Origin of the sequence: Collinsella sp. AM44-11 (assembly GCF_003467145.1) — a bacterium.
In the GTDB taxonomy this organism is placed as follows: domain Bacteria; phylum Actinomycetota; class Coriobacteriia; order Coriobacteriales; family Coriobacteriaceae; genus Collinsella.
The window spans coordinates 82,306-97,887 of sequence record NZ_QSFE01000005.1 but is presented as its reverse complement, the minus strand read 5'-3'; the positions used below and the strand labels follow the sequence as shown (position 1 = coordinate 97,887).

Genomic DNA, 15,582 nt, shown 5'->3' with positions numbered 1-15,582 from the left:
CTCCTTCATAGGGTTATTGCAGGGACGTTACTCCCCCAGCACCTCGACGTACACTTTTCGCTTCTGCGGACCGTCAAACTCCGCAAGATAGATGTTCTGGGCACCTCCACACACGATGTGGCCATCTTGGACGGGAAAGAAGCAGCTGTTTCCACAAATCATGCTCTTGATATGCCCACAGGAGTTGTTGCCGGTGGCTCCATAGCTCGGCAGGAAGTGTGCATGCGCATAGGGGGCATCTAGCGGGGCGATGCGATCAAGCGTCTCCATAAGATCCGTCTCCACGCAGGGCAGCCCCTCGTTTACCACGATTCCACAGGTCGTATGCGACAAAATAATCGCTGCCAAGCCATTCGTCACCGAGCTGCGTTCAATGGCAGCGTGCACGTCTTCGGTAATATCGATGAACTGGTCCGGAGCAGTCGATAGATAGCTCAATGTCTCGAGCGTCACCATGTTCACTCATCCCCTTCAAGAAAACGCAGGGCATTACCCCAGTAGAGCCTTTCTCGCGCATCATCGCGCATGGACACGGTATCGAGCGCCCGTTTGAGTTTGAACGCACGGAAGCGCGGCGTATTGCTGGCGAACATCACTTGATGCGATAGCGCGCGCTCATACCACAGCGGCCCCATATCGACCGTGAAAAGACGCTGCATCATCTCCTCGGGCGAATCGATGTAAGTGATAGAGGTGTCCGTGTAGCAGTTGGGATACTTGAGCAGCATCGCCACGGTCTCGCGCACCCAGGGCCAGCCAAAGTGGGTCAAACTAAAACGCACATTTGGATGCGTTGCGATTGTGTGCTCAAATACAAGCGGATTACTGCGCGAGAGCTCTGCGCCCGGCTCCCAAGACATACCGGCATGGAAAACTACCGGCTTGTTATAGCGCTCGCACAGCTCGTAAAGCGGCTCGGCCACGGCATCATCGGGAGCAAAACCCTGCTTTGCCGGATGCAGGCAAAGCCCCTTTGCCCCCAACTCGGTAAAGGCGCGCCCCAATTCGTCTGCGGCACCGCTCACCTGCGGATCTACGCTCGCAAATCCCCACAGACGATCGGGATGCGCGGCAACCAGCATGGCAATCTGGTCATTGGTGCCAAAATGCCCTCCGCATGCCGTGGTTACATCGAGCGGCATGAGCACGCTCTTCTGCACATCGCAGACGTCCATCTCGACTTGAAGCTCATCCCAATCCATGGGGCCCATATGCCCCATACCAAATTCTCGTGACCAAAAACCGAATCCATCAGGCTCATCACCCGGCGTATAGATCTCGCCGTAGAGCATGGGCTGGACCAACATGTCGATAACCATTTCGCACTCCTTTCCAAGCATTTGACCCTAGTACGGCTCAAAAGAGCCGATGACGCGGGACGAAAGCTCGGCGCCCGCCTTCATACACGCCGGAATATCAAGGCCATCAATCACGCCCTTGGTAAACCCGGCGATATACGAGTCACCGGCGCCCACGGTGTTAACGACCTTCTCCGCCGGTACGATCCCGCACTCATAGAAGCGTTCGCCGTCAAAGGCAATGCTTCCCTTCTCGCCAAGCGTGGCAACTGCCACCCGCGGCCCCAACTTCTGTACGTGACGTACCCAATCACGCAGCTCCGGAGTGTCCTCTTCAAACGACATAAACGCATAGTCTACGTAAGGAAAATGAGCCTCGCAGGCATATTCGGGATCCTGGCTGAACACCGAGAAGTCCATAACCACCGTCTTGCCCGCATCATGCCATTCGGGCAGGAGGTCCAAACAATTGCCAAACAGGTCGGTATGAATGATGTCATGCTCTAGGATAAACGCCCGGTCATCTTCATTCGGTCGATATGTCTCCATTACGCCATCGATTGCCTCGAGATGCACGCGATCGACGCCGTCTTTCAATGCCATGAGCATCACCGAGGTGTCGCCATCCTCCACCCGCAGATGTGAGATATCGAACCCCTCAGCGGCCAGCGCCTCTCTCATCTTGTCTCCGTACTCGTCCTTGCCGACAACCGACACGGCGGATACCGAAACTCCCATTCGTGCAAGATGGATACCCCAGTCAATGCCATTACCAGTCGGATAGAACACGCCGATGTTTTGATAGACGTCCGCACAGCAAAAACCAGCCGCGCACGCTTTAATACTCATGGTCTTCTCCAATGTTCAAAAGGGGACCCACCACATGGCGAGCCCCCTTTTCGCGTTTCGCTTATTGTTTTGCATCGGCCGTCCAAAGCCTCATAGCCAGACCGCCGTACGCTTTCTTAAGCTATTCGACGATTGGTGCTCCGTGGCCCCAAGAACCTTCCATGCCGCACACGGTCGAGGCAAACCCGGCAGCAAAGTCGAGCGCACGCTCGATGGCCTCGGCGCCATCTTCACCACGCTTGGCGGAATCGAGATAGCACATCAAAAACGAGGTGAGGAACGAGTCGCCCGCCCCCATGGTGTCCTTCATGTCCGTTACCGGTTTAGCCAGCTGGCGGTAATAACGCTCGCCGTCGTAAGCAATGCAGCCCTCGGCGCCCGCCGTAGCCGACACAAAACGCGGACCCAAGCCCTTCACCCATGCCAGACGCTCGCGAATCTCGTCCTCACTCGCGGCATCCGCCGCACTAAAGAAAGCGAAATCGACGTAGGGCGCAATCTGCTCGTAGTACTCGTCGGTGGAGTCGTCCGAAAAGTCAAAAGAGACCGTGACGCCCGCAGCCTTCAGCTTGGGCAGCTCGCGCTCGGTAAAGCAATAGTTGCCCGAATGAACCACATCGAACTGCTTCATGTACGAAAGGTCAAAGCGATCGAGGACATAGCGCGCATCGCCACGGATACCGCCCTCGTTGGAGCCAAGGAAGACACGGTCACCGTCAACGACGGTGACGCGAGCCGCTCCGTTCTCGCCAATCATCTGCTCGCACTTGTCAAGCTCGATACCCTCATCCTCGAGGCTTGCAATGACATGCTCGGCAGCGGCGTCATTGCCAAAAATGCCCATGTATGCGGAGCGTGCGGCACCGCATTTCTTGGCATAAACGGCGAAGTTCACCGCATTGCCGCCAGGATACATGGTATGGATATGCTCGTAGCGATCGACGACGTTGTCGCCAAATCCGAGCGCGTTAACGTTAAATGCCATGGCCTTTGTCCCTTCTAGTACTCGACAACACCCATATAGCGACGGAAATCGGGATCGTGATCAAACACCTTGCCGCGTGCAGCACGCAGCTCGCAGTTCATGGCATAGAACAGCACCGGGTCCAGATAGGCACGGACGCTCGCCGGCACGGCTTCCATACCGTACTCCTTGGCATCGAGCACCATCAGCGTATCGGTATGCGTCTTAAGGAACGCCAGGGCGCGCTCGTCCATAGCACGGCACTCGCTGGAGCCCATCTGCAGGAAGTAAAAAACGCCATCCTGAGTAGCCTCGAAGGGGCCATGGAAGTACTCGGCAGAGTGGATGTAGCTGCAGTGCTGCCACTGCATCTCCATAAGAGAGCAGATAGCGAAACCGTAGGTCTGGCTAAAGTTGGGACCGCTGCCCAGAATATAGAAGAACTCGTGCTCCTGGCAAAGCTTGGCAAAGCGATCGCCCAGCTCGGCATTTACCTTCTCGCGTGCCGGGGGAAGAATCTTATCCATCTCGGCGATACCGGCATACATATCGGCAAGATCGGCGTAGCCCTCCTGCTGATCGAGCAGCTCTGCCGCAAGCGACAGCGAAATACCAGCGGGGACCTCGGCCTGCGGCACACCCTCGCCCCACGGGTAGACCCACGTGGTCCACTTGCCGGAGTCGATCTTAGATCCAGCGTTGTCGGTCTGGGCGATCACCGTAGCGCCGGCAGCAAGGGCAATCTCGCAGCCCTCGATGACCTCGGGGGTGTTGCCACTGTGGCTACAAGCGATGACCAGGGACTTCTCGCCCAGACGACGCGGACGCATAATGTCGAATTCACGCGCGGTATAGATATACGAAGTGAAGGTGGTTGCCTCGCGCTGCAGAAGCTCATGAGCCGGGATCAAATCGATCATGGAGCCACCGCAAGCAATCCAGTAGACGCTGTCGAACTTGCCCTTCTCGGCAATTGCCTCTTTGATCAGATCGTGTGCGTTCATATCCAGTTCCTTTCTTGTTTGGTCCGCAATCAATGAGATTGGCTGCGTGGCCGATAGTTGTTTTAGTCAATCAGATATTTCTCGAATGCGGCCATGTTCTTGGCATCTGCCGCCGCCGGGTCATCGTAGTAACGACCGTCCGTGATTTCCTGGCCCAGCATGCCGTCAAAACCATGGGCGTTGAGCGTGGCGACGAAGGCGTCCATATCGTGCTTGCCATCGCCCCACACCAGATGTCCATACGGGTCACCGTCGATAAAGTGCATCTCGTGAATTGCCCCATCACCAAAGGCGGCAAACCAGTCCTCGAGCGTCTCGCCTGCAACGCCCATCGCGGTTGTATCAACCATGGGCTGTAAGTACGGGCTCGCGACCTCGTCAATCATGCGCTTCGCATCGGAAACCGTCGTCACAAGGTTACTCTCCTCGGGACGCAGGCTTTCCATCGTAAGCACCAGACCGTGCTCGCCGGCATACTCCGCCAGAATGGACAAGTGCTCGCGGCTGCGCTTCCAGGCTTCCTCGCGATCCTCGTCCCAGTCGCCCCAGCCCGAGTTGACGGACATACGGTCGCACCCAAGTACCTCGGCAAGCTCAATGCCGTGCTTAAAGTACGCCAGGCTGCGCTGTTCATGCAGCGGCTTGCGTGCGCAGTATTGCCAAGGATAGACAACATTCTCGGGGCACAGAGTACGATACCTAAGCCCACGGTCTGCAGCCTTTTTCGCCAGGACCTCAGCCTCAAAGTAGCCCGTGTGGTCGAGCGTCACATGCGGCTCCGCACACCACAGCTCAATGGACTCAAAGCCCAAACGCTGCTGCACATCAAGGAAGTAATCGAGCGGCCACATGATGTAGTGGATATTCATGCCCGCAATCTGCTCGCGGCGCAGCGTCGGCTTGGATTCAGACATCTTATGCCTCCTTATTTCGATCGAACACGATTTGTCCGTCCGACATCGTCATATCAACCGCAAGATCGCGTGCGTCGCGATAATCGAGGTCAAACACATCCCGATCGAGCACGCAAATATCGGCAAGCTTGCCGACCTCGAGCGTACCCAGCTCGTCTTCGCGCATCAGGTCGTACGCGCCCCCGGCAGTCCAAGCGCGCAAGAGCTCGACAAGCGTCAGCGCGTTGACCTCATTCACGGGCAGTCCGTCGTCGAAGTATCCGCCGCACGCACTGTAGATTGACTCGCCCAAGCTCGGAATCAACAGCGGTAAATCCGTGCCACAGCACACTGTGCATCCGGAATCTTCCATGCTGCGGCGATTCCAGCTATGCAAAAGTCGCGTCTCGCCAATTTGTCGACGCATCATCGACAGGCAGTCCTCGCGCCTGTCCAGCGTCAAAATCTGCGGATAGACCTCGCAAATTCCACCTAACTTGCCAAACTCGACAAGATCGGTCGGGTCAGAGTTCTCGAGATCGGTAATCGCATGGCGGCGAAGCATCCGTCCATGCTCGTCTCGAGGCAGCGAGGCATAGAGCGCCACGGTGCGGCGAACGGCGCCATCGCCCTGGCAATGCAAGGAATATCGGAAGCCGTCAGCATCAATTGCACGCAGCTCGTTCTCAATCAGATCCCACTCGGGCTCTTCGACAACCGTCTTGCCGGCAGCTCCCGCATCGGCCGTGTCCTCATAGGGGCCAATCATCTCGGCAAGCCCCGCCCATACGCCGCGATCGGTCATACGGTTGAAGCCAGAAAAACGAACGAACGGTCCCCGGAAGCGCTCTCGCGCCTCGCGGGCATATGCCAGATTTGCACCGGCACCCACCGGCTGCGACATCATAGAGACGCGAACCGTCAGCTCACCAGATTCCTCACGGCGAGCCATTTCGTCGGCAAAGCCGTAGTAGTCATCAAACGCCATTTCCTTGATGGCGGTAACGCCGCGCTCGTTAAGCATGCTCATGTAGTCCGAATACCCGGCGCGCACCTCGGGTAGCGCGAGGAAATCGCTCATCATGCGCCAGATCTTCTCGGCATAGCACGCCAGGGGTGTAAAGCCGTATCGCGCACTGGCGGCAGCATTGAGAACGCAGGTCTCCGCACCCGGTGTAAAGCAGACGACAGGGATATCGCCAAAACAATCGTCAAACACAGCTGCCGTATTTGCGTTCTCGGCATCCGATGCCAACGTTTCGGGCATGTTGTGGCCAAAAGCCGCCGCACAATCCGGATGATCATCTTTCCATGCACGCAAGAGCGACACGGCCTCTTTGGCATCGGCGACGCCGGATAGATCAGACCCCAACGTCCGCAGCGCCCAGCCCGTATAGAAGGTATGCACATCGATCAGGCCAGGCATGACGGTGCGGTCGCCCAGGTCAACCACCTCGTCCGCTTGGGTCAAATACGAAGCTACCTCACACTTGGTGCCAACAGCCTCAATTCGATTGCCACGGACCGCTACGAAACCTTCAAACGGCAGGTCCCCCGTACCGGTAAAGACGCTCTTAGACGTCAGGACCGTCAAACGATCAGACATCACAACCACCTACATCGGAAGCATGCCAGAGATTGCCGTTACGATCAGGCCAAAGACGACCATGAAAATGAAGAACTTCCAAATGGTCTTCCACCATTGGCCAAACGAAATCTTAGCCACGGCAAGGCCGGCGACCGTCATGCCCGCCACGGGACTGATGGTGTTGATGGTCTGATTAGCAAACTGGAGCGCGGTAACGGCTGCCTCGGGATTGAGGCCCATAAGCTCGGTCAGGGGGCCCATAACAGGCATGGTGAGCGCCGCCAGGCCAGAACTCGAGGGAACCAGCAAAGAGAGCAGGCCAAGGACGATATACATAAACGTGGTGTAGACGGCGGCGGGTGCACCGGCGAGCGCAGTAGCGAGCGCCTGGAGGATGGTGTCGATGATCATGCCGCCCTCGGCGATGACCAGAATACCGCGAGCGATACCAATAACGATGGCAGCGTACGCAAAGTCGGCGAGACCCTTAACGAACTCCTCAGCGATCGTCTGCTGGTCAAGACCGCCCAGGATACCGGCAAGCAAGCCCATGCCAAGGAACACGGCGGAAATCTCATTCATGTACCAGCCCTGGGTAACAAGACCCCAGACGATAATGCCCATACCGCAAGCAAAATCGATAAGCACGAGCTTCTGACGGATAGTGAACTCTTCCTCAATGGAGGCATCGGTCACGGAAAACTCGATACGCTTGAGCTTATCGTCCTCATACGTAATGGACGACTCGGGGTTTTTCTTGACGCGCATGGCGTAGCGCATGGCCCATGCGATACCGACGGCAGTGAAGATGACCCAAGAAACGGCGCGCAGCCACAGTTGCGGATTGCCCTCGATGCCAATGATGCCTTGGGCGATCAAAACATTAAACGGGTCGATGGTCGAGGCACAATATCCCAGGTTAGGGCCAAGGAAGCAGATGATGAATGCCGTCATCGAGTCATAACCGATACCCATCATGATGGGAATGAAGATGGCATAGAACGGCAGGGCTTCCTCAGACATACCAAACGTAGTGCCGCAAATGGACAGCAACGTCATCGTGATGGGAATGATGAGGATGTCCTTGTTCTTAAGCTTTTTAATCACACGGCTCATGACGGCATTCAAAGCGTTGGTCTTGGTGATGATTGCGAACGATCCGCCAATCAATAAGACGAACGCAACGACGTCGGCAGCCTCTTGGATACCCTTGGTGGGCGCTTGCAGGACCGCGAAGATATCCTGGCCCAGATTGATGGTCTCACCGGTCTCGGAATCGGTGTAGTTCTTATCGACCTGTTCATAGGTTCCAGCAACGGCGACTTCACGCTCGCCCGCCGCTGTCGAAATCGTCTTGCGCTGATACTGACCAGAGGGAACGATCCAAGTCAGGACCGCAAAGACAACGATCAGCAAGAACATGATCGTATAGACATGCGGTAATTTGAACTTAAAACGTCTGTTTGTCTTCTTCGCCTTCGTATCTGACATAGATACCTCCAAAGAACTCGAGACTGCATCGCATCTCGCTTCAACGTTTGCACAATGCAAACGTTCTATGACGTTCTATAGATTACCAGCAGCTTTTTCCTTCATCAAGATAATTTCAAACTGATTGCCGCAACGCGGTTGAACGGTTGCGTTTGCGCCGTGAACGGTATGGAAACGCCCGGTGAGATGATCCACCGGGCGCTTCCATTCGCAATGTCCTAGATGTCAAAAACGTAGCGAGACCCAACGATTCGCTGACGACCGATGATAAACGGCCGCCGCTGCTCATCGAAAAAGAAGGCTTCCATATAAAACAAGGGTTCGCCAACGGGAACTGCCAACAGTCGAGCGACCTCGGGCGACGCGCAGGCGATCTCGAGCGTGCACGGGTCGGTAAACGCGGGCGTGCGGCCCGTCCGGTTGCGCACGAACTCAAAAATGGATTGGTTAGATAGAGGTGCCGTTGATAGATAGGCGTTGTCCTCGTAAACATATATGTTGTTCTCGAGCATGACAGGGACGCCATCGGCAGTGCGCACGCGCTCAACGCAAATCAAGTCAGTTCCAACGGGAACACCAAAGAACTGTGCTTCGGTGGAATCCGCCGGCAGTATCTTTCTCGAAATGACACACGCCCCCGGTTCCATTCCGTTAACGCGGCATGCGTCCGAAAAACTCTGAACGTCATCCTTCTGGCGAATCTTGCGCTTGAGCTTGGGGGCATTGACAAACGTGCCTTTCCCCTGTCGCTTCGTTAGATAGCCCTGCTGGACGAGCTCCTCAATAGCGCGTCGCACGGTAACGCGGCCAACTTTATAGCTCTCAGCCAATTCGAATTCGTTGGGTATCCGCGCGCCTGCCTTGTAGGCGCCGGAGTTGATTTCGTTTTTAATGATATCAATGACCTGTTGGTACAGCGGTATCGCTGCTTTACCGTCAGTCGGCCCTTCAGTCGGTGGCATATACCCTCTCCCAGCACAATTAATTCTAAAACGGGCTTAAGGGCATTCAACAAGCCCTTAAGCCCGCATTAGCTTAAAGTATGCTAGGTGTCGCACCAAAATGTTGGCTATTTACTCATCAGACCCGAAAAACGCGCAACTACCGCGCTCCTAAGAAAGCGTGAGCAGCTCCGGCAGCTGGTCGATGATCTTGTCCGCGGCATCCTGGCTAAAGCCAAAGCGCTCCTCGCGCTTGGCAATGACCGTCAGGCCGGCACGCTTGCCGGCAGTGATGCCAGGCACCGAATCCTCAACGCAGCAGCAACGAACCGCAGGCAGCCCCAACAGGTCCAGCGCATGCAGGTAGATGTCGGGCTCGGGCTTGCTCTCCTTAAACTGCTCGCCGCTCACCACATACTCAAAGGCATCCGACAGCCCGCATGCATTGAGCACTTCCTCGATGCTATCCATGGGAGACGAGCTGGCAAGCGCCACGCGAACGCCGCGGCGCGGCAGCTCGCGAATCGTATCCACAGCGCCCGGGTTAATCAAAGCCTGGTAGTCACGCGGACGCTTATGCGCCCACTCGTCCCAACGGGCCAATGCTTCCTCGCCAGTGAAGTGCCCTTTACCGGCGCGCTCAAACCAATCGACCAGCATATGCAGGAAGAACTGATGTGAGGTACCAACCTGCCCGTTCAACTCCTCTTGGGTCAGATTCAACCCAAGCTCCTTGGCAAACGCGGCAGTCTCGCCCAGGTAGTAATACTCGGTATCGACAATGACGCCGTCCATGTCAAAGATAACGGCGTCGAACGGAAATGCGGACACGGCACCCTCCCTAGCAAAAGGGCGCCCGCAAGCGGACGCCCGAACCATGCACTATCGGCGATTCTAACCCAGCAGTTGGTCAAGTGCTACCGCGATACCGTCTTCGTTGTTGTTGGCGGTCACCATCTGGGCCACGGCCTTGACTTCATCGACAGCGTTACCCATGGCGACGCCGGTACCAGCCCACTCGATCATGGACTTGTCGTTCTGGCCGTCGCCAAACGAGACGACCTCGCTGGCATCGATGCCGAGCTTGGGCAGGGCACCCTCGAGCGCGCGGGCCTTGTCGATACCGGGCGCCGTGTACTCAAAGTACCAGTCAGCCGTAAACATACCCGACAGCGTCTGGGTAAAGGGTGCGTACATCTCCTCGTGATGCGCCTGCAGGTAGGTCGGATCGCCCGCCGTCAGCAGCTTGTCCACGGGATAAGCATCAGCGACCTCATGCAGGCTCTCCACCTCGCGAATCTTAAGATCGCACGCGTCGCGCTCATACTTGACGATATTCTTCTGCGAGCCGTCAGGCAGCGTGATCATGCAATGGTACGAGTCCTCGACGTGCAAATCGCGACCAAGCGAAATCATAGGGATCACGTCAAAATTACGCAGGTGATCAATCAGGCGATGCAATTCGTCGGCAGGCATAGCCTGATCGAACAGCACCTCGTCGGTCTGGGCATCGACCACATGCGCGCCATTAAAGGCAACTAGCAGACCGTCATGGTTTTGAAGGTCGAGCTCCTGCGCCAAGGCGTGCAGCCCCCATGCGGGACGGCCCGAAGCCAAGATGAGCTTAATGCCCGACTCCTGCGCCGCGAGCAGTTTCTCGCGCGTACGCGGGCTGATGACCTTTTGGTCGTTGGTGAGCGTACCGTCGATATCCATTGCGATGGCTTTGATTGCCATATATGCCTCCCTGTCATTGAGCAACCTTGTCTGAGCCATCATACAGAACACCCACGGCGGCGCTGTTTGCAACGGGAAAAATGTCATATTGTCCCAAACATGAACGGCGTGCCTTCGACGATTGCGATGCCCGTCGAGGCGCCTCCCGATACATTCCATTCTATCCAGATAGCAAAGGGCCCGCATCCCAACGGATACGGGCCCTTGTCGGCTATGCGTTAGTTTTCGCAGCTAATCCTACTTACGGTGCGCGCGATAGAACTCGATGAGCGCCTGGGTCGAAGCGTCCTGCTCGGCCTTGGCGGCGTCGTCGTGGAAGGCCGGGGTGATCTGCTTGGCAAGCTGCTTGCCCAGCTCGACGCCCCACTGGTCGTAGGAGTCGATGCCCCAGACCGTGCCCTCGACAAACGTGATGTGCTCGTACAGGGCGATGAGCTCGCCGAGTGCGAACGGGGTCAGCGTGTCGCCGAAGATCGAGGTCGTCGGACGGTTGCCCTCAAAGCAGCGGGCCGGGACGATCTGCTCGGGCGTGCCCTCGGCACGAACCTCGTCGGCCGTCTTACCAAAGGCGAGCGCCTTGGTCTGGGCCAGGAAGTTGCCCAGGAACAGCTCGTGGACGTCCTGGCCGCTGTCGGTTGCGGGGTTGGCAGTGTTGGCGAAAGCGATAAAGTCGGCCGGGACCACCACGGTGCCCTGGTGCAGCAGCTGGTAGAAGGCGTGCTGACCGTTGGTACCGGGCTCGCCCCAGAAGATCTCACCGGTATCGGAGGTCACAGCGCTGCCGTCCCAGCGGACGTGCTTGCCGTTGGACTCCATGGTGAGCTGTTGCAGGTAGGCCGGGAAACGGTGCAGGTACTGGCAGTACGGCAGCACGGCGTGGCTCTTGGAACCGAAGAAGTTGACGTACCAGACGTTGAGCAGGCCCATCAGCGCGACGGCGTTGTTCTCGAGCGGGGTGTTGCAGAAGTACTCGTCGATGGCGTGGAAGCCCTCAAGGAACTGCTGGAAGCGCTCGGGGCCGAGCACGACGATCAGCGACAGGCCCACGGCGGAGTCGACAGAGTAGCGGCCGCCGACCCAGTTCCAGAAACCAAAAGCGTTGGCGGGGTCGATGCCGAAGGCCTCGACCTTCTCGAGTGCGGTGGAAACGGCGACAAAGTGCTTGGCCACGGCCTCGGCGTTCTGCTCATCGGAGCCGTCGATGGCACCCTGAGCCTTGAGCTGCTCGAGCATCCAGGTCTTGACCTCACGAGCGTTGGTGAGGGTCTCGAGCGTGGTGAAAGTCTTGGAGACGATAATCACGAGCGTGGTCTCGGGATCGAGGCCCTTGAGCTTCTCTGCCTGATCGTTGGGGTCGATGTTGGAGATGTAGCGGCAGTCAATACCGGCGTCGGCGTAGGGACGCAGGGCCTCGTAGGCCATGACCGGGCCCAGATCGGAGCCGCCGATGCCGATGGACACCAGGTGCTCGATCTTTTTGCCGGTAACACCCTTCCACTCACCGGAGCGCACGCGCTCGGCGAAGGCATACATGCGGTCGAGAACCTCGTGCACGTCGGCGACGACGTCCTGGCCGTCGACGATGAGCTGGCCCTTCTCGCTTGCCGGGCGGCGCAGCGCGGTGTGCAGGACGGCGCGGTCCTCGGTGGTGTTGATGTGCTCGCCGGAGAACATGGCGTCGCGGCGCTCCTCGAGCTTCACCTCGCGGGCAAGATCGCACAGCAGCTTGACGGTCTCATCAGTCACCAGGTTCTTGGACAGGTCGAAGTGCAGGTCACCGGCGTCAAAGCTCAGCTTGTTCACGCGCTCGGCATCGGCGGCGAACCAGGCCTTGAGGTCGATACCCTCGGCCTCGAGCTTCTCCTGATGGGCCTCGAGCGCCTTCCAAGCGGCAGTCGACGTAGCATCGATAGGTGCGGCAACAGTTGCCATAGAGTCCTCCTCAGCATACGGGCGCACGCCTCCATGCGCCCGGACATTCAGATGCCACTATTCTAGCGCAGGTCAAGACTATAATCAGCGAGCGTTGCCAATCGGCCCCCAAACGGCAACCGACCAAAAAGGGACAGGTTTAATTTGGCAGGTCAAACGCTTTACCAATCAAAAATAACCTATCCCTTTATGCCAAATATTAGGCCGCAGCGCAGACGCTACCGAGCAACTCACGCAGAGGAGACCCGATGCCCTCCAGCAGTTCGGGCGCGATGATGGCAAAAACGGGAACCTCGCCGGCCCCCACGACGGCAGGCACCTTGCCCTCCGAGACGATACATCCATAAGGGACAAAACCGTCTTCGCCGACATCGAGCGCCGCCATGCGACGGGCGAGCTCGCGCGCAAAGCCGGCAGTATCGGCATCGCCAATCGCCAAGACAAAGTCCACGCCTTCGTCGGTCGCCAGGGCCACGGCTTCGTCGATCAGCTCGTCTCCTCCGTCGCCTTCAACCGATCCGCAGCGGAAAAGCACGCGCTCGAGCAGGGCGCGATCAACCGAGCCCAGCGCCGCCGAAACGAGCTCATCACGCGTGTGCTTGTCGCCTCCCAGCACGACCAGTGCCTTGGTGCCGCCATAGTGGGCAACCAATCGCCCGCACCAGCGAGCCACATCCCCATCCGCAACCAAGCGCGTCGGCATACCAAACCCATAGTTGACCATTATCCCCACAACCCTTCCGTGCTTTATGGTGGTATCAATCGTTAGCCTCATGCTACGAAGCGAGCTTTTCCGAGCTGTTACGCACTCTTTAGGGCTGCGTTAAAAACCCGATGCAGCCGCACGACCATACCTGCCAAAAAGGGGCAGGTTTTGACGGTGTCCGGTCGAGCAGGTATTATCGAACAGGTATTCGATAAGAACATGTGTTTGATGGGAGGCTCGGATGGAGCACGAGCAGCACACCTACATCTGCATCGACCTCAAGACGTTTTATGCCAGCGTCGAGTGCGTCGATCGTGGGCTCGATCCGCTCACCACCAACCTGGTCGTTGCCGACGAATCGCGCGGACGCACGACCATCTGTCTCGCTATCACGCAGACCATGAAGGACCTCGGGATACACAACCGCTGCCGTCTATTCGAGATTCCCGACGGCATCGACTACATCAAAGCAGTGCCGCGCATGCAACACTACATGGAGGTGTCGGCGCAAATCTACGGCGTCTATCTGGAATACGTCAGCCCCCAGGACGTGCACGTCTACTCCATCGATGAGTGCTTTATCGACGTGACGCCCTATCTGGACCTTTATCACACCGATGCCGAAGGGTTCGCCTGCATGTTGCGCGACGAGGTCTTGGGGCGCACCGGCATCACGGCGACGGTCGGTATCGGCCCCAACCTATTCCAGGCCAAGGTGGCGCTCGACATCACCGCCAAGCACGTAGCCAGCCGCATTGGCGTACTCGACGACGAGATCTTTCGCAAGGAGATCTGGCCCCATCGCCCCATCACCGACATCTGGGGCATCGGCCCCGGCGTGGCGGCCCGTCTCGAGAAATACGGCGTCTACGACCTGATGGGCGTCGCCGCACTCGACGAGAACCTGCTCTACGACGAACTCGGCGTCAACGCCGAATATCTCATCGACCACGCCTTCGGGCGCGAGCCGACAACCATCGCCGATATCCAAGCCTATCGCCCGCAAGCGACCTCGACCACCACAGGACAGGTGCTCTCGAAGGGCTATGCCTACGAGCAGGCCTACACCGTCTTGCGCGAAATGGTCGACAACGCCGTGTTGGATCTAGTCGATAAGCACGTGGTCTGCGACAGCATCTCGCTCTTTGTGGGCTACGCGAGCGAGCGCGCCGACATACGCCGGCTCAACGCCAGCGGCACGGCGCAGTATATAGACGGCTGCGGACACTTGCGCTCGAGCACCTCGGGCATCGAGCCCGCAGCGACCGACGGCCCCGAGCTCGCGCCCCGTGCTCCCAAGCCCGTCCAGCGCGATGACGAAAGGCGTCGCCTGGTGCGCGAAGCGCAGGCAATCGATGGCATCTTTGTGGGAGAGCATGGCGGCAAACCGCGTGGTGGCTATGCCGCACTCTTTGCGCACTCCAACGCCTCGCGAAAGCTGCCCGAGCGCACTAATTCGTTTAAGAAAATCATGGGGTATTTCGATGGCCTTTGGGCACAAACGGTCGATCCCAAACGACCGGTCAAGCGCATCAACCTGGGATTTGGCAATCTTGTGCCCGAGGAATTTGCCACCATCGATCTGTTCAGCGATATCGAGGCCGATGAGCGCGAGCGCGACCTGGCGCGCGCCATCCTGGCCGTGAAAGGCAAGTACGGCAAGAACGCGCTCGTCAAGGGATTAAGCTTTACCGCCGGCGCCACCGCGCGCGAACGCAACGGCCAAGTTGGAGGACATCGTGCCTAAACCCAAGCAGCAGCCCGTGCGCCCGCCGACCGCCTTCGAGCGCCTGGCGGACCCCGAGGGCAGACGCCGCGCCGCCGACCCCAACCTCACTGCCAACGGTGCCGTGCGCGCCAACCGCGCCGCACAGTTTATGCCCTTTGCCGCCCTCACGGGATACTACGAACTCGTGCGCAAGCAGGAAATCACCGTCGAGTCAAAACGTGAGCTCACGGAAGAAAAAGCCCTCGTACTTTCTAAAAAGCTCGAGGGTCTCAAACGTGGCGACTTGGTTCGTGTCACCTATTACGATACATACGGCTATCGCAGCCGCACCGGCATCCTCGACGAGGCGCTCCCCGCCTTCAAGCTCCTCAAGCTCCGAGACATCGCCATCGACTTCGATGACATCCAAGACATCGAACTGCGCGGACGAGCCTAGCCAAGGAAGCGCAT

General features: G+C 58.0%; 15 protein-coding genes. 2 read left to right on the top strand and 13 right to left on the bottom strand.

From position 1 onward, the window contains the following. Positions 1-27 precede the first annotated feature (27 nt). The 13 genes from DW943_RS04775 to DW943_RS04715 form a co-directional block, all read right to left on the bottom strand. The gene (locus tag DW943_RS04775) at positions 28-456 is read right to left on the bottom strand and encodes a secondary thiamine-phosphate synthase enzyme YjbQ (RefSeq protein WP_117735290.1); all 429 of its coding nucleotides are present in this window, start codon (positions 454-456) and stop codon (positions 28-30) included. Between the two features lie 2 nt (positions 457-458). Further along, positions 459-1,319, bottom strand: a complete 861-nt coding sequence (locus DW943_RS04770) for an amidohydrolase family protein (protein ID WP_233539055.1) — start codon at positions 1,317-1,319, stop codon at positions 459-461. A gap of 27 nt (positions 1,320-1,346) precedes the next feature. Beyond that, positions 1,347-2,147: a fructoselysine 6-kinase gene (frlD, locus tag DW943_RS04765; protein ID WP_117798004.1), complete on the bottom strand. Its 801-nt coding sequence runs from the start codon at positions 2,145-2,147 to the stop codon at positions 1,347-1,349. 121 nt (positions 2,148-2,268) lie between these two features. Then, positions 2,269-3,132, bottom strand: coding sequence for a PfkB family carbohydrate kinase (locus DW943_RS04760; RefSeq protein ID WP_035138847.1), 864 nt, complete (start codon positions 3,130-3,132; stop codon positions 2,269-2,271). 14 nt (positions 3,133-3,146) lie between these two features. Beyond that, positions 3,147-4,115: an SIS domain-containing protein gene (locus DW943_RS04755; protein ID WP_117862310.1), complete on the bottom strand. Its 969-nt coding sequence runs from the start codon at positions 4,113-4,115 to the stop codon at positions 3,147-3,149. A 62-nt stretch (positions 4,116-4,177) separates the two neighbouring features. Next, positions 4,178-5,029 carry a sugar phosphate isomerase/epimerase gene (locus DW943_RS04750; protein ID WP_117862309.1) on the bottom strand — a complete coding sequence of 284 codons (852 nt, stop codon included), beginning with the start codon at positions 5,027-5,029 and terminating at the stop codon, positions 4,178-4,180. 1 nt (position 5,030) lies between these two features. Beyond that, positions 5,031-6,614 carry an amidohydrolase gene (locus DW943_RS04745; protein WP_117862308.1) on the bottom strand — a complete coding sequence of 528 codons (1,584 nt, stop codon included), beginning with the start codon at positions 6,612-6,614 and terminating at the stop codon, positions 5,031-5,033. A 9-nt stretch (positions 6,615-6,623) separates the two neighbouring features. Then, positions 6,624-8,087, bottom strand: a complete 1,464-nt coding sequence (locus tag DW943_RS04740; RefSeq protein ID WP_117862307.1) for a YfcC family protein — start codon at positions 8,085-8,087, stop codon at positions 6,624-6,626. 218 nt (positions 8,088-8,305) lie between these two features. Further along, positions 8,306-9,049, bottom strand: a complete 744-nt coding sequence (locus DW943_RS04735; protein WP_117629749.1) for a GntR family transcriptional regulator — start codon at positions 9,047-9,049, stop codon at positions 8,306-8,308. Positions 9,050-9,199: 150 nt separating this feature from the next. Further along, on the bottom strand, positions 9,200-9,859 hold the full coding sequence (locus tag DW943_RS04730) for an HAD family hydrolase (protein WP_369833170.1): 660 nt from the start codon (positions 9,857-9,859) through the stop codon (positions 9,200-9,202). Positions 9,860-9,922: 63 nt separating this feature from the next. Beyond that, positions 9,923-10,765, bottom strand: coding sequence for a Cof-type HAD-IIB family hydrolase (locus tag DW943_RS04725; protein WP_117862305.1), 843 nt, complete (start codon positions 10,763-10,765; stop codon positions 9,923-9,925). Positions 10,766-11,002: 237 nt separating this feature from the next. Further along, complete coding sequence (gene pgi, locus DW943_RS04720; RefSeq protein ID WP_117564424.1) at positions 11,003-12,697, bottom strand: glucose-6-phosphate isomerase; 1,695 nt, start codon at positions 12,695-12,697, stop codon at positions 11,003-11,005. Positions 12,698-12,896: 199 nt separating this feature from the next. Beyond that, a complete protein-coding gene (locus tag DW943_RS04715) occupies positions 12,897-13,421 on the bottom strand; it encodes an iron-containing alcohol dehydrogenase (protein WP_158551676.1) in 525 nt (174 codons plus the stop codon). A 223-nt stretch (positions 13,422-13,644) separates the two neighbouring features. Here DW943_RS04715 and DW943_RS04710 point away from each other — a divergent pair, with 223 nt between their 5' ends. Further along, positions 13,645-15,150, top strand: a complete 1,506-nt coding sequence (locus DW943_RS04710; RefSeq protein ID WP_117862304.1) for a DNA repair protein — start codon at positions 13,645-13,647, stop codon at positions 15,148-15,150. Next, positions 15,143-15,568: a hypothetical protein gene (locus DW943_RS04705; protein WP_233503836.1), complete on the top strand. Its 426-nt coding sequence runs from the start codon at positions 15,143-15,145 to the stop codon at positions 15,566-15,568. The genes DW943_RS04710 and DW943_RS04705 overlap by 8 nt, the downstream gene beginning before the upstream one ends. Positions 15,569-15,582 lie beyond the last annotated feature (14 nt).

What these genes read in the sequence shown, in the direction of transcription:
- DW943_RS04760 (WP_035138847.1), bottom strand. Translation starts at nt 3,132, where the DNA reads ATGGCATTTAACGTTAACGCGCTCGGATTTGGCGACAACGTCGTCGAT.
- DW943_RS04770 (WP_233539055.1), bottom strand. Translation starts at nt 1,319, where the DNA reads ATGGTTATCGACATGTTGGTCCAGCCCATGCTCTACGGCGAGATCTAT.
- DW943_RS04775 (WP_117735290.1), bottom strand. Translation starts at nt 456, where the DNA reads ATGGTGACGCTCGAGACATTGAGCTATCTATCGACTGCTCCGGACCAG.
- DW943_RS04735 (WP_117629749.1), bottom strand. Translation starts at nt 9,049, where the DNA reads ATGCCACCGACTGAAGGGCCGACTGACGGTAAAGCAGCGATACCGCTG.
- DW943_RS04715 (WP_158551676.1), bottom strand. Translation starts at nt 13,421, where the DNA reads ATGGTCAACTATGGGTTTGGTATGCCGACGCGCTTGGTTGCGGATGGG.
- pgi (WP_117564424.1), bottom strand. Translation starts at nt 12,697, where the DNA reads ATGGCAACTGTTGCCGCACCTATCGATGCTACGTCGACTGCCGCTTGG.
- frlD (WP_117798004.1), bottom strand. Translation starts at nt 2,147, where the DNA reads ATGAGTATTAAAGCGTGCGCGGCTGGTTTTTGCTGTGCGGACGTCTAT.
- DW943_RS04740 (WP_117862307.1), bottom strand. Translation starts at nt 8,087, where the DNA reads ATGTCAGATACGAAGGCGAAGAAGACAAACAGACGTTTTAAGTTCAAA.
- DW943_RS04745 (WP_117862308.1), bottom strand. Translation starts at nt 6,614, where the DNA reads ATGTCTGATCGTTTGACGGTCCTGACGTCTAAGAGCGTCTTTACCGGT.
- DW943_RS04710 (WP_117862304.1), top strand. Translation starts at nt 13,645, where the DNA reads ATGGAGCACGAGCAGCACACCTACATCTGCATCGACCTCAAGACGTTT.
- DW943_RS04750 (WP_117862309.1), bottom strand. Translation starts at nt 5,029, where the DNA reads ATGTCTGAATCCAAGCCGACGCTGCGCCGCGAGCAGATTGCGGGCATG.
- DW943_RS04725 (WP_117862305.1), bottom strand. Translation starts at nt 10,765, where the DNA reads ATGGCAATCAAAGCCATCGCAATGGATATCGACGGTACGCTCACCAAC.
- DW943_RS04755 (WP_117862310.1), bottom strand. Translation starts at nt 4,115, where the DNA reads ATGAACGCACACGATCTGATCAAAGAGGCAATTGCCGAGAAGGGCAAG.